Here is a 12,420-nt window from a genome sequence, read left to right on the forward strand (position 1 = left end):
CGATGTCAGCGACTTGGTACTGCAGATCTTGGAGAAGCGTTAAATGACGCAAGTCAATCACGAAACCGTGGATGTGCTGCTGGTCGGGGCCGGCATCATGAGCGCCACCCTGGCGGTGCTGCTCAAGGAGCTGGACCCCAGCCTCAAGCTGGAGATCGCCGAGCTGCGTTCCTCCGGCGCCATCGAGAGCTCCAACCCGTGGAACAACGCGGGTACCGGCCACGCCGGCCTGTGCGAGCTGAACTACACGCCACAGGCGGCGGATGGCTCGGTGGACATCAAGAAGGCGGTGCAGATCAACACCCAGTTCGAGGTCTCCAAGCAGTTCTGGGCGTACCTGGCCGGCAAGAGCGCGTTCGGTTCGCCGAGGAACTTCATCAATCCGGTGCCGCACCTGAGCTTCGTGCGCGGCGACAAGGACATCGCCTTCCTCAAGAAGCGCCATGAGCTGCTCAGCCGTCACCATGCCTTCGAAAGCATGGAGTACACCGAAGACAAGGCCGCCATGGCCGAATGGATGCCGCTGATGATGCAGGGCCGCGATGCCAACGAGCGCATCGCCGCCACCCGCGCGCAGAACGGCACCGACGTCAACTTCGGCGCGCTGACCAACCAGCTGCTGCAGTACCTGGCCAGCCAGGGCGGCATCAGCGTCAGCTACAACCAGAAGGTCGTCGGCCTCAAGCGCACCAGCCAGGGCTGGAGCGTACAGGCCAAGAACACCAAGAACGGCGGGCAGCGCGAGATCCAGGCCAAGTTCGTCTTCCTCGGCGCCGGCGGTGGCGCCCTGCCGCTGCTGCAGATGTCCGGCATCCCGGAAGGCAAGGGCTTCGGCGGCTTCCCGGTGAGCGGCCAGTGGCTGCGCTGCGACAACCCGGATGTGGTCAAGCTGCACCAGGCCAAGGTCTACAGCCAGGCCGAAGTCGGCGCGCCGCCGATGTCCGTGCCGCACCTGGACACCCGCGTGGTGGACGGCAAGACTTCGCTGCTGTTCGGCCCCTACGCCGGCTTCACCACCAAGTTCCTCAAGTACGGCTCGTTCCTCGACCTGCCGCTGTCGGTGCGCCCGAGCAACATCGGCCCGATGCTGGCGGTGGCCCGCGACAACATGGACCTGACCCGCTACCTGATCAAGGAAGTGCTGCAGTCCCAGGAGCAGCGCCTGGAGTCCCTGCGCAAGTTCTATCCGCAGGCCAAGGCCGAGGACTGGAGCCTGGAAATCGCCGGCCAGCGCGTGCAGATCATCAAGAAGGACGCCAAGAAGGGCGGCATCCTGCAGTTCGGCACCGAACTGGTGGCGGCCGAGGATGGCACCATCGCCGCCCTGCTGGGCGCCTCGCCGGGCGCCTCGGTGACCGTGTCGATCATGCTCAACCTGATCGAGCGCTGCTTCGCCGAGCAGGCCCGCAGCGAGGCCTGGGCCAGCAAGCTGCGGGAGATCTTCCCGGCGCGCGAGAAGGTGCTGGAAGAGGACGCCGCGCTGTACCGCGAAGTGGCCGCCGCCAGCGCCAAGGCCCTGCAGCTCGCCTGAGCCGCCGTGTCATGAAAAAAGCCGCCCACGGGCGGCTTTTTCGTTTGCGCGCGGCTCAGGCCGCCAGGGCCAGGCGCGTGCGTCTGTCACGCGGGGCTGCTGCCAGCCGGGCGTCCTGCGGCAGCGGCCGGCCCAGCCAGCTGGCCCGCAGCTCGCCGACTTCCACCCAGCCCGCCTCGCTCGGCGGGGTATGCGCTTCGCGCAGGGCACGGCACTGGCCCTGTGCGTCCAGCAGGACGAAGTAGCGGCGCTTCGGGCGCGGGGTAAGCAGGGACCACAGACTCAGCATGGGGACAATCCTCCTGGTTGCCGGATCCTTATGCCAGGCGGCGGTGACAGGGCGATGACAGGAACCGCCGGGGCCTGGCACGGGTCATACACGGCTGTCGGCAGGGCAGGGTGCTGGGTATACTGCCGGCCATTTTCCGCAGCCACCTTTCTGGAGATCGCCCATGAAGAAATACCTGCTGTTCGGTCTGCTTGCCGCGCTTGGCGTCAGCCTGGTCGGCTGTGCCCACAGCCCGCAGCAACTGCGTCCGCAGCCGCGCCTGACCGCGCAGCTGGCGCCGGTCGGCCAGGGCCAGCCGGTGGTGGTGCGGGTGGTTGACGGTCGCCAGTCGCCGGTGCTCGGCACCCGCGGCGGCCTCTACCCGGAGACCAGTGCCATCACCGTGCAGGGCCAGGACATCCTGCCGCGCCTGCAGACCGAGGCCGAGGCGGCCGTGCGCCTGCTCGGCTTCACTCCCAGCCAGAATGCCTACAACGCGCCGCAGCTGACCCTGACCCTGGTCGACCTGAAATACCAGTCGCCCAAGGACAGCACCTACGTGACCGAGGCCAACATCAGTGCCAGCTTCCGCGCCGACGTGCAGAACAGCAGCCGGCGCTACAGCGGCCGCTATGGTGCCTCGCTGAACCAGCGCTTCGGCATGGCGCCGAACCAGGAGACCAACACCAAGCTGGTGGCCGATGTGCTCAGCGATGCCCTGACCCGTACCTTCAAGGACCCGACCATCGGCCAGCTGCTCGGCCAGCCGTAACTCGGGCGCCCACAAAAAAAGCCCGGCGGATGCCGGGCTTTTTCATGTCTGGGCTTCAGGCCGCCTCGGCATACAGCTCCGGCAGGCTCAGGCCGGTGTGCTCGTCGATGTCCGGCAGGTCGTAGTGCTCGTGGCCGCCGAGGGAGCAGTAGATCAGCCAGTGATGGTCCTGCACGTTGATCGACAGTTCATCGACCACGGCCTCCACTTCGTCCAGCGAGTCGATCAGGTAGTCGTGGTCTACGGGTTGCGGGTTGAGCATGGCGGTTCCTCCGCTGTCATGGTGCGAAATCGGTCATGGCGTATGACTGATGGGTCACTGCGAGAGGATCAAACTCTAGGCCAGGTATATGACGGTTTTCAGACGAATTGGTGATGACCATTCACGCTCGTCGGAAACGGAACTTATAAGCAGCCACTTTCCAGTAGACTGCCGCCCGCCGCGACCCTGCTCGGCCCGTCCGGGCTGCCTGCTTTTGGTGCGCTGGTGGGCGCCGCCGAACGCTCTGCGTGGGGCCTTGCAGCCCGCCACGCCAGCTTCTGGTGCCGGCTTTTCCTGTTCATGGTGCATTCGAGGTGTTTTCGTGTCTCTGCAGTACCTCTGGAACCTGTTCTCCAACCACCCCGCCCAGGTGGTGAATGGCCTGGCCCTGTTCCTGGCCCTGGCCGGTGCCTGGCTGCTGCTGGCCACCCGGATCCGCGAGCAGCGCGCGGTGGCACGCCTGGCCGCCGCCAGCGACCTGGCCGACGACGCAGCCAGCTGGCTGGACGAGCCGACCCTGCGCATCAACCGTTTCTTCTTCCGCTTCGGCGGGGTCAGCCTGGCCGCGGCCCTGGCGCTGTCGTTCTACAGCACCGGCCTGTAGGGCGACGCGGATAGCAAAAAGGCAGCCCTCGGGCTGCCTTTTTCGTTAGCGCGCTGCCCTTACAGGGCCAGGCCGGCCTTGATCCGGTACTGGTTGCGCACCGGCGTGGCGTACTGGCGGATCAGCCAGGGGCGCTGCTGCGCGGGGCAGGCGTCGAGGCGGCGCTGCCATTCGCCACGGGCCTTGGCCAGTTCCTCGGCGGCGAACAGCTGCTCGGCGTCCGGCACCGGCAGTTCGGCGTCGCGCTCGTCCCACTGGGCATAGGCCAGGTAGTGCACCGGGAACAGGCGATAGCCGCCGAGGATGTGTCGGTCCATCAGGGCGGCCAGCTGCTTGGCATCCTCGAAGCCCTCGCGCACCGGCGCGCCGAAATGCACGTGGACGCGGCCCTTGTAGCCGGTGATGCCGAGGGCGATGCTGGCGTCATCCTCGCCCGGCGCCTTCTCGTAGTCGCCGGTGCTGGCGCGGATCTGCAGCTCGCGGGCCTTGGCCTGGTCACAGGGATCGTACTCGTAGCTGATCGACACCGGGATCAGGTTGAGCGCCGCCAGGGCCTCGGCAAACGGCTCGTCCTTGCGCGCCATGTGGAACATCTTGAGGATCGCCGAGTCGGTGCGGTCGTCGCCGTCCTTGGCCCGGCCCTCGGCCTGGGCGATCCAGATCGACTGGCCTTCCTCGCGGATCGAGTGGTTGATGTAGGCCGACAGCAGCTGGAAGGCCGCCAGCTTCTCGCGCCGTCCGGCGATGTTGCGGTGCACGATGAAGCTCTTGTTCAGGCGCATCAGGTCGCTGACGAAGGGGCGCTGCAGCAGGTTGTCGCCGATGGCGATGCGCGGCGTCGGCAGCCCGGCATGGAACACCGCGTAGTTGACGAAGGCCGGGTCCATCACGATGTCGCGGTGGTTGGCGAGGAACAGGTAGGGCGTGCCGGCCTTGAGCTGTTCCAGCCCGGAATAGCTGACGCCGTCGGTGGCGCGCTCCACGGTGCGGTCGATATAGGGCTCGATGCGCGCTTGCAGGGCGTCCACCGAAGCGATGCCGGCCGTCTCGCGACGCAGCCGATGGGCTATAAGAGGTTTGAGCAGCCAGCCCATTGGCCCGGCCAGGCGCGGGAAGCGGAAGCGGGTGAGGGTGCCGAGGAAGGTATCGTCGCTCAACAGGCGCGCCAGTACGGCGGGGACTTCGTGGTCGGCGTAGGGTCGGATGGAATCGAATTCGCCCATCATGTTCTCGTTGTTCGGCTGCTCGGAACGCCCGCCAGGGGCGGCATGGCCCGCATGCAATGGGGCCAGCAATAGACCGGCGATTATACCGACAAGTCACACGGAGGCCGCGATGCTGGAATCACAGATGTACCAGTGCCCCTATTGCTGGGAGCAGGCCGAGGCCGTGCTCGACCTCTCCTCCGGCGACCAGGAGTACGTCGAGGACTGCCCGGTGTGCTGCCGGCCGATCGTCTTCGACCTGCGCACCGATGGCCAGGACTGGTCGCTGGACGTGCGCCGGGAGGACGACTGATGCAGCGCGTCTACGAGCCGCAGGACCTGCTGGAGGCCGAATTGCTGCTCGGCATGCTGGCCAGCGAGGGCGTGGAAGCGCACCTGGCCGGGCGCCATCTGCTCGGCGCGATGGGCGAGCTGCCGGCGCTCGGGCTGCTCGGCCTGCTGGTGGAGGACGATGATGCCGAGCGCGCGCGCCGCCTGATCGCCGCGTACAATGCCGCCGCGCCGCTGCCCGGCGAGGAGCCCGAGGGCTGCCCCGGCGTGCTGCTCTGCTGATCCCTGCCGCCGGATGCCCGATACCCCATGAGTGGACGCTACGCCCTGTTCCGCTGGCCCCAGGCCATCGCCAACCTGCCGGGATTTCCCGCCGAACATCCGCAGCGCTGGAACCTGTCGCCCGGCGCCCAGGTGCTGTTCGTCCACCAGCAGGGCGACGAGCTGCGCGCCGCCAGCGGCCGCTGGGGGCTGACGCCGGCCTGGCTGACCGATTTCGCCAAGGCGCCGGCGCATGCCCGCGCCGAGACCCTGGCCGAGCAGGCGATGTTCCGCGAGGCCTTCGCCCAGCGCCGCTGCCTGTTGCCGGCCAACGGCTTCTACGAGTGGCGTGGCCAGGCCAACCGCAAGCGTCCCTACTGGCTGAGCGGCGAGGGCCTGCTGTATTTCGCCGGGCTGTGGGAGATCTACCCGGCGGGGGGCGCCAACTACCTCAGCGTGGCCATGGTGACCCGCGAGGCGGCCTATCTGCGCCGCCCGCTGCTGCTGGACCAGGCCGCCAGCCGTGTCTGGCTCGATGCGCAAGCCTCGGCCGAGCAGCTGCAGGCGCTGCTGGCGGCGGCGCAGCCGTCGCTGCGCGAACGGGCGCTGGCGACCCTGATCAACGATCCGGCCTGCGAGGGGCCGGAGTGCCTCACCCCGGCGTAAGCGCCTCGCGGTATTCCGGGCGCTGCGCCAGGCCCTCCTTGAGCAGCTCCACCAGCAGGCGCACCTTGGGCGACAGGTGGCGTTGCTGCGGATACAGCGCCCACACCGCGGTGTGCGGCGGACGCTGCTGCGGCAACAGGTCGAGCAGGGCGCCGCTGCGCAGGTGCGGCTGCACGTAGTAGTCCGGCAGCTGGCACAGGCCGAAGCCGCGCAGGGCCGCGTCGAGCACCGCCTCGCCGCTGTTGCAGCGCCAGTTGCCCTGCACCCGCAGGCTCAGCTCGCGGCCGTCCTGCTGAAAGTTCCAGTGCTCGCTGCTGCCGATCAGGCAGTTGTGCCGCGCCAGCTCCGACAGCGAGTGCGGCCGGCCATAGCGTTCCAGGTAGGCGGGCGACGCGCACAGGTGCATGACCCGTGGCGCCAGGCGCGTGGCCACCAGGCGCGAGTCCTGCAGGCGGCCGAGGCGGATGGCCAGGTCCAGGCCGCCGTGCAGCAGATCGAGGGTCTGGTTGCTCAGCTCGATCTCCACCCGCAGCTGCGGATGACGCGCCATGAAGTCGTTGACCAGTGGCACGATGAAGCGCTCGCCGTAGGCCACCGCGCAGGTCATGCGCAGCAGGCCCTTGGGCTCGTCGTTGAGGTCGCCGACCGCGCGCAGCGCCTCCTCGCGGGCGTCCTGCAGGCGCCGGCAGTGCTGCAGGAAGGTCTGCCCGGCCTCGGTCAGCGCCACCCGCCGGGTGCTGCGGTAGAACAGGCGGGTCTGCAGGCGTTCCTCCAGGCGCGCCACCTGGCGGCTGACCTGCGAGGTGGACAGCCCCAGGCGCCTGGCCGCGGCGGCGAACTGGCCGCTCTCGGCCACGGCGACGAACTCGTCCAGTCCTTCCCAGCGATTCATGGATTATCCCTGCATGGCAATAATGTTTTTCGAATGTGCGGATTATTCCCGAAATGGCGCTGTTCTACACTCTCGCCACTATGCCCAACCGCTGGAGTGCGAATTCATGATCAAGTCCCGTGCCGCCGTGGCCTTCGGCCCCAACCAGCCGCTGCAGATCGTCGAGGTGGACGTGGCGCCGCCCAAGGCCGGTGAGGTGCTGGTGCGCATCGTCGCCAGCGGCGTCTGCCACACCGACGCCTACACCCTGTCCGGCCAGGACAGCGAGGGCGTGTTCCCCTGCATCCTCGGCCACGAGGGCGGCGGCATCGTCGAGGCGGTGGGCGAGGGCGTGACCTCGCTGGCGGTGGGCGACCACGTGATCCCGCTGTACACGGCCGAATGCCGCCAGTGCAAGTTCTGCACCTCGGGCAAGACCAACCTGTGCCAGGCGGTGCGCGCCACCCAGGGCAAGGGCCTGATGCCGGACGGCACCACGCGCTTCTCCTACCAGGGCCAGCCGGTCTACCACTACATGGGCTGCTCGACCTTCTCCGAATACACCGTGCTGCCGGAAATCTCCCTGGCCAAGATCCCCAAGGAGGCGCCGCTGGAGAAGGTCTGCCTGCTCGGCTGCGGCGTCACCACCGGCATCGGTGCCGTACTCAACACCGCCAAGGTCGAGGAGGGCGCCACCGTGGCCATCTTCGGCCTGGGCGGCATCGGCCTGGCGGCGATCATCGGCGCCAAGATGGCCAAGGCCGCGCGCATCATCGCCATCGACATCAACCCGGCCAAGTTCGCGGTGGCCCGCGAGCTGGGCGCCACCGACTTCGTCAACCCGCAGGAGCACGCCAAGCCGATCCAGGAAGTGATAGTCGAGATGACCGACGGCGGCGTCGACTATTCCTTCGAATGCGTCGGCAACGTGCAGCTGATGCGCGCGGCGCTGGAGTGCTGCCACAAGGGCTGGGGCGAGTCGACCATCATCGGCGTGGCGCCGGCCGGCGCCGAGATCAGCACCCGGCCGTTCCAGCTGGTCACCGGGCGCGTCTGGCGCGGCAGCGCCTTCGGCGGCGTGAAGGGCCGCACCGAGCTGCCCGGCTATGTGGCCAAGGCGCAGAGCGGCGAGATCCCGCTGGACACCTTCATCACCCACACCATGGGCCTGGACGAGATCAACAGCGCCTTCGACCTGATGCACGAAGGCAAGAGCATCCGCACCGTCATCCACTTCTGAGGGCGCCGCGATGAGCCTGGAAATCGTCTCCGGCAACAAGAGCTTCGGCGGCTGGCACAAGCGCTACCGGCATCGCTCGACTGCGCTGAACTGCGACATGCAGTTCGCCGTCTACCTGCCGCCACAGGCGGAGCAGGAGGGCGCCCGCCTGCCGGTGCTGTACTGGCTGAGCGGCCTGACCTGCACCGACGAGAACTTCATGCAGAAGGCCGGCGCCCAGCGCCTGGCCGCCGAGCTGGGGCTGGTGCTGGTGGCGCCGGACACCAGCCCGCGCGGCGCAGGGGTGCCGGACGACCCGGAGGGCGCCTGGGACTTCGGCCTCGGTGCCGGCTTCTACCTCAATGCCACCCAGGAGCCCTGGGCGCGGCATTACCGCATGTACGACTACGTGGTGCAGGAGCTGCCGGCGCTGGTCGAGGCGAACTTCCCGGTCGGCGACCGGCGTGGCGTCGCCGGCCACTCCATGGGCGGGCATGGCGCGCTGATCTGCGCGCTGAAGAATCCAGGGCGCTACTTGTCGGTTTCGGCCTTCGCGCCCATCGCCAACCCGCTGGACTGCCCCTGGGGCGAGAAGGCCTTCTCCCTCTACCTGGGCGAGGACCGTTCGCGCTGGCGCGAATGGGACGCCTGCGCGCTGCTGGCCGAGGCGCCGGAGAAGCTGCCGATCCTGGTCGACCAGGGCGACCGCGACGACTTCCTCGCCGTCCAGCTCAAGCCGCAGGCCCTGCAGGCCGCCGCCAGGGCCGCCGGCCATCCGCTGACCCTGCGGATGCAGCCGGGCTACGACCACAGCTACTACTTCATCGCCAGTTTTATCGACGACCATCTGCGCCATCATGCGGCAGCGCTGCTCTCTAGCGGCGGGTAGTCGGCATTTGCAGTCGGGGCGCCGGTCTGACTAACCCGAGTGCCCTCAGCCAGAGGAGCCTGTCATGCATCCCTTCGAAGCCAAACAGCCTCAGCAGTTGGCCATGCACCTGGGCTATGCCGGCCTGATTCCCTTCGTCAGCGGCGCGCTGGGCATCTGGGTCACGCCGAGCAGCTGGCGGCCCTTCGTGATGAGCGCGCTGCTGGATTATGCGGCCGTGATCCTGGCCTTCATGGGGGCCATCCACTGGGGCCTGGCGATGCGTGCCCAGGCCAACGACGAGCGTGCCAGGCTGCAGCTGGGCCTGTCGGTGATTCCGCCGTTGCTGGGCTGGGTTGCCGTCGCCAGCGGTATGCCCTTCGGACTGGCTCTGCCGATCTTCCTTTTCGCCTTCGTGCTGCTCTACTTCGCCGACCTGCGTGCGACCCGGCTGGGCCTGGCGCCGCAATGGTACCCGGCACTGCGCCGGCCCCTGACCCTGGTGGTCAGCATCAGCCTGCTGCTGGCCTGGGCCAGCCTGCTGCGTGCATGACTGCTGCCGCGGCGCACTCTTTGGTGATCCATTGCGCGAGCACGGCGCCCGCCTGGGTTAGAATCGCGGCCGGACTTTTCAAGGCATTTCCATCATGCGTATCGGTCACGGCTACGACGTTCATCGCTTTGGCGAGGGCGATTTCATCACCCTCGGCGGCGTGCGGATTCCCCACAAGTTCGGGCTGATCGCCCATTCCGACGGCGACGTGCTGCTGCATGCGCTCAGCGATGCGCTGCTCGGCGCGGCGGCCTTGGGCGATATCGGCAAGCACTTCCCCGACACCGACCCGACTTTCAAGGGCGCCGACAGCCGCGTATTGCTGCGCCACGTGGTCGGCCTGATCCGCGCCAAGGGCTATGTGGTCGGCAATGTCGACGCCACCATAGTGGCCCAGGCGCCGAAGATGGCGCCGCATATCGAGAGCATGCGTGCGCACATCGCCGAGGACCTCGGCGTCGAGCTGGACGCGGTCAACGTCAAGGCCACCACCACCGAGAAGCTGGGTTTCACCGGCCGCGAGGAGGGGATCGCGGTGCATGCCGTGGCCCTGCTGCTCAAGGCATGAACGAAGCCGAACTGCTGGGCCCGCGCGCCCATGGCGAGGCCTGCGGCACGGCCGTGCTGAAGGCGGTGGCCGAGGACTTCCAGGTCGACGAGGTGCTCGACATCCCGCTGTCCGGCCAGGGCGAGCACCTCTGGCTATGGGTGGAGAAACGCGGCCTCAACACCGAGGAGGCGGCCCGCCGCCTGGCCCGTGCCGCCGGCGTGTCGCAGCGCCACATCAGCTATGCCGGGCTGAAGGATCGCCAGGCATTGACCCGCCAGTGGTTCAGCCTGCACCTGCCGGGCAAGGCCGATCCCGATCTGGGCGCCGCCACCGGGCCGGAACTGAGCATCCTCAGGAGCGCGCGCCACTCGCGCAAGCTGCAGCGCGGCGCCCATGCGGCCAACGGCTTCACCTTGCGTCTGACCGCGCTCGAGGCCGACCGCGCCACGCTGGAGCAGCGCCTGCAGGCGATCGGGGCCGAGGGCGTGCCCAACTACTTCGGCCTGCAGCGTTTCGGCCATGCCGGTGGCAATATCGCCGAGGCCCTGCACTTCGCCGTCGAGGGCGTGCTGCCGGAGCAGCGCAACCGCCGCTCGCGCCTGCTGTCGGCGGCACGCAGCCTGATCTTCAACCGGGTGCTGGCGGCGCGGGTCGCCGAGGGCAGCTGGAATCACGCGCAGGCCGGCGACCTGCTGGCCTTCACCGACAGCCGCAGCTTCTTCATGGCCGGCGAGGCGGAAACCCATGACCCGCGCCTGGCCGCACTGGACCTGCATCCGACCGGTCCGCTGTGGGGCGAAGGCCCGTCGCCGGCGGCTGGCGCCACGTACCAACTGGAGCAGCGCCTGGCCGGCGAGCAGGCGCTGCTGGCCGATTGGCTGGGCGAGGCGGGCATGGCGCACGAACGGCGCATCCTGCGCCTCCCCATCGCCGACCTGTCGTGGCATTATCCCGAGCCTGACGTACTGCAACTGGCTTTCGTTCTGCCGGCCGGCTGCTTCGCCACCGTGGTGGTGCGCGAACTGGTCGATCTGCTACCGGCGGAACAGACGGATACTCCATGCGAATTCTGATCTCCAACGACGACGGGGTGATGGCACCCGGCATCGCCGCGCTGCACGACGCGTTGCACGACTACGCCGAGTGCGTGGTGATCGCCCCGAGCGAGGACAAGAGCGGCGCCAGCAGTGCGCTGACCCTCGACCGTCCGCTGCATCCGGCGACCCTGCCCAACGGCTTCATCGGCCTCAACGGCACGCCGACCGACTGCGTGCACCTGGGCCTCAACGCCCTGCTCGATCCGGTGCCGGACATGGTGGTGTCGGGCATCAACCTGGGCGCCAACCTGGGCGACGACGTGCTCTATTCCGGCACCGTCGCGGCGGCCCTGGAAGGGCGCTTCCTGAGCAAGCCGGCGTTCGCCTTCTCGCTGCTGTCGCGCCAGTCGACCAACCTGCCGACCGCGGCCTACTTCGCCCGCAAGCTGGTCGAGGCGCACGACAAGCTCGACCTGCCGCCGCGCACCGTGCTCAACGTCAACGTGCCCAACCTGCCGCTGGAGCATATCCGTGGCGTGCAGCTGACCCGCCTCGGCCACCGCGCGCGCGCCGCCGCGCCGGTCAAGCAGGTCAACCCGCGGGGCAAGGAGGGCTACTGGATCTCGGTATCCGGCGATGCCGAGGACGGCGGGCCGGGCACCGACTTCCATGCAGTGATGCAGGGCTACGTGTCGATCACCCCGCTGCAGCTGGACCGGACCTTCCACGAGGCCTTCGATAGCCTCGGCGGCTGGCTGGAGGGGCTGTTGTGATGCGCGGCAACGATCACCTGCAGCGCCACGGTATCGGCATGACCTCGCAGCGCACCCGCGAGCGCCTGATCGAGCGCCTGTACGAGGAGGGCTTGTCCAACCCCCACGTGCTCGAGGTGATCCGCCGCACGCCGCGCCACCTGTTCGTCGACGAGGCCCTGGCCCACCGCGCCTACGAGGACACCGCGCTGCCCATCGGCCACAATCAGACCATCTCCCAGCCCTACATAGTCGGGCGCATGACCGAGCTGCTGCTGGCCGGCGGCCCGCTGGACAAGGTGCTGGAGATCGGCACCGGCTCCGGCTACCAGACCGCCGTGCTGGCCCAGCTGGTGGAGCGGGTGTTCTCGGTGGAGCGCATCCAGAGCCTGCAGGACCGCGCCAAGGAGCGCCTGGTCGAGCTCAAGCTGCGCAACGTGGTGTTCCGCTGGGGCGATGGCTGGGAAGGCTGGAACGCCCTCGGTCCGTACCACGGCATCATGGTCACCGCCGCCGCCGCCGAGGTGCCGCAGGCGCTGCTGGACCAGCTGGCCATCGGCGGTCGCCTGGTGATTCCGGTGGGCGCGGGCGATGTGCAGGAACTGCTGCTGATCGTCCGCGAAGAGGACGGCTACTCCCGTCACGTGCTGGATCTGGTGCGCTTCGTGCCACTGCTCAACGGGCCCCTGGCCTGATCTCTATCGCTACGG

At 68.4% G+C, this 12,420-nt stretch carries 17 protein-coding genes; 13 read left to right on the top strand and 4 right to left on the bottom strand.

All coding sequences use genetic code 11. From position 1 onward, the window contains the following. Window positions 1-43 precede the first annotated feature (43 nt). Window positions 44-1,531: a malate dehydrogenase (quinone) gene (gene mqo / locus AAG092_RS15815; RefSeq protein ID WP_373387399.1), complete on the top strand. Its 1,488-nt coding sequence runs from the start codon at window positions 44-46 to the stop codon at window positions 1,529-1,531. A gap of 55 nt (window positions 1,532-1,586) precedes the next feature. Here the strand turns inward: mqo and AAG092_RS15820 are convergent, their stop codons facing one another. Continuing rightward, on the bottom strand, window positions 1,587-1,820 hold the full coding sequence (locus tag AAG092_RS15820) for a hypothetical protein (protein ID WP_373387400.1): 234 nt from the start codon (window positions 1,818-1,820) through the stop codon (window positions 1,587-1,589). A gap of 163 nt (window positions 1,821-1,983) precedes the next feature. On the opposite strand from AAG092_RS15820, the gene AAG092_RS15825 reads away from it, so the two are divergent. Next, complete coding sequence (locus AAG092_RS15825) at window positions 1,984-2,571, top strand: YajG family lipoprotein (protein ID WP_373387401.1); 588 nt, start codon at window positions 1,984-1,986, stop codon at window positions 2,569-2,571. Window positions 2,572-2,626: 55 nt separating this feature from the next. Here AAG092_RS15825 and AAG092_RS15830 read toward each other — a convergent pair whose 3' ends face one another. Then, window positions 2,627-2,833, bottom strand: coding sequence for a hypothetical protein (locus AAG092_RS15830; RefSeq protein ID WP_110681509.1), 207 nt, complete (start codon window positions 2,831-2,833; stop codon window positions 2,627-2,629). 322 nt (window positions 2,834-3,155) lie between these two features. On the opposite strand from AAG092_RS15830, the gene AAG092_RS15835 reads away from it, so the two are divergent. Beyond that, window positions 3,156-3,437 (top strand): hypothetical protein, encoded by a 282-nt coding sequence (locus AAG092_RS15835; protein WP_110681511.1) that lies wholly within the window; start codon window positions 3,156-3,158, stop codon window positions 3,435-3,437. A 59-nt stretch (window positions 3,438-3,496) separates the two neighbouring features. Here AAG092_RS15835 and AAG092_RS15840 read toward each other — a convergent pair whose 3' ends face one another. Continuing rightward, window positions 3,497-4,663 (bottom strand): 1-acyl-sn-glycerol-3-phosphate acyltransferase, encoded by a 1,167-nt coding sequence (locus tag AAG092_RS15840; RefSeq protein ID WP_110681513.1) that lies wholly within the window; start codon window positions 4,661-4,663, stop codon window positions 3,497-3,499. A gap of 109 nt (window positions 4,664-4,772) precedes the next feature. Between AAG092_RS15840 and AAG092_RS15845 the strand changes: the two genes are divergently transcribed. Genes AAG092_RS15845 through AAG092_RS15855 form a run of 3 tightly spaced genes read left to right on the top strand, consistent with a single transcriptional unit; the run spans window position 4,773 to window position 5,860 of the window. After that, the gene (locus tag AAG092_RS15845; protein WP_373387402.1) at window positions 4,773-4,955 is read left to right on the top strand and encodes a CPXCG motif-containing cysteine-rich protein; all 183 of its coding nucleotides are present in this window, start codon (window positions 4,773-4,775) and stop codon (window positions 4,953-4,955) included. Continuing rightward, complete coding sequence (locus AAG092_RS15850; protein WP_373387403.1) at window positions 4,955-5,215, top strand: DUF2007 domain-containing protein; 261 nt, start codon at window positions 4,955-4,957, stop codon at window positions 5,213-5,215. The genes AAG092_RS15845 and AAG092_RS15850 overlap by 1 nt, the downstream gene beginning before the upstream one ends. A gap of 27 nt (window positions 5,216-5,242) precedes the next feature. Continuing rightward, window positions 5,243-5,860, top strand: a complete 618-nt coding sequence (locus AAG092_RS15855; RefSeq protein WP_373387404.1) for an SOS response-associated peptidase — start codon at window positions 5,243-5,245, stop codon at window positions 5,858-5,860. Here the strand turns inward: AAG092_RS15855 and AAG092_RS15860 are convergent. Further along, complete coding sequence (locus AAG092_RS15860) at window positions 5,847-6,752, bottom strand: LysR family transcriptional regulator (protein ID WP_373387405.1); 906 nt, start codon at window positions 6,750-6,752, stop codon at window positions 5,847-5,849. The two genes, AAG092_RS15855 and AAG092_RS15860, sit on opposite strands and share 14 nt — an antisense overlap. Before the next feature lie 106 nt (window positions 6,753-6,858). Here AAG092_RS15860 and AAG092_RS15865 point away from each other — a divergent pair, with 106 nt between their 5' ends. The 7 genes from AAG092_RS15865 (at window position 6,859) to AAG092_RS15895 (ending at window position 12,405) form a co-directional block, all read left to right on the top strand. Further along, window positions 6,859-7,971 (top strand): S-(hydroxymethyl)glutathione dehydrogenase/class III alcohol dehydrogenase, encoded by a 1,113-nt coding sequence (locus tag AAG092_RS15865; RefSeq protein WP_373387406.1) that lies wholly within the window; start codon window positions 6,859-6,861, stop codon window positions 7,969-7,971. Between the two features lie 10 nt (window positions 7,972-7,981). Beyond that, window positions 7,982-8,839 (top strand): S-formylglutathione hydrolase, encoded by an 858-nt coding sequence (gene fghA, locus AAG092_RS15870; RefSeq protein WP_373387407.1) that lies wholly within the window; start codon window positions 7,982-7,984, stop codon window positions 8,837-8,839. Window positions 8,840-8,903: 64 nt separating this feature from the next. Next, complete coding sequence (locus tag AAG092_RS15875; protein WP_373387408.1) at window positions 8,904-9,371, top strand: DUF3429 domain-containing protein; 468 nt, start codon at window positions 8,904-8,906, stop codon at window positions 9,369-9,371. Between the two features lie 94 nt (window positions 9,372-9,465). Then, complete coding sequence (ispF, locus tag AAG092_RS15880; protein ID WP_373387409.1) at window positions 9,466-9,939, top strand: 2-C-methyl-D-erythritol 2,4-cyclodiphosphate synthase; 474 nt, start codon at window positions 9,466-9,468, stop codon at window positions 9,937-9,939. Further along, window positions 9,936-10,994 (top strand): tRNA pseudouridine(13) synthase TruD, encoded by a 1,059-nt coding sequence (gene truD, locus AAG092_RS15885; RefSeq protein WP_373387410.1) that lies wholly within the window; start codon window positions 9,936-9,938, stop codon window positions 10,992-10,994. The genes ispF and truD overlap by 4 nt, the downstream gene beginning before the upstream one ends. Next, the gene (surE, locus tag AAG092_RS15890) at window positions 10,982-11,731 is read left to right on the top strand and encodes a 5'/3'-nucleotidase SurE (RefSeq protein ID WP_373387411.1); all 750 of its coding nucleotides are present in this window, start codon (window positions 10,982-10,984) and stop codon (window positions 11,729-11,731) included. Before truD ends, surE begins: the two co-directional genes overlap by 13 nt. 38 nt (window positions 11,732-11,769) lie before the next feature. Further along, complete coding sequence (locus AAG092_RS15895) at window positions 11,770-12,405, top strand: protein-L-isoaspartate(D-aspartate) O-methyltransferase (RefSeq protein ID WP_373389609.1); 636 nt, start codon at window positions 11,770-11,772, stop codon at window positions 12,403-12,405. Window positions 12,406-12,420: the final 15 nt, after the last annotated feature.

Origin of the sequence: Pseudomonas alcaligenes (assembly GCF_041729615.1) — a bacterium.
Classification (GTDB): Bacteria; Pseudomonadota; Gammaproteobacteria; order Pseudomonadales; family Pseudomonadaceae; genus Aquipseudomonas; species Aquipseudomonas alcaligenes_B.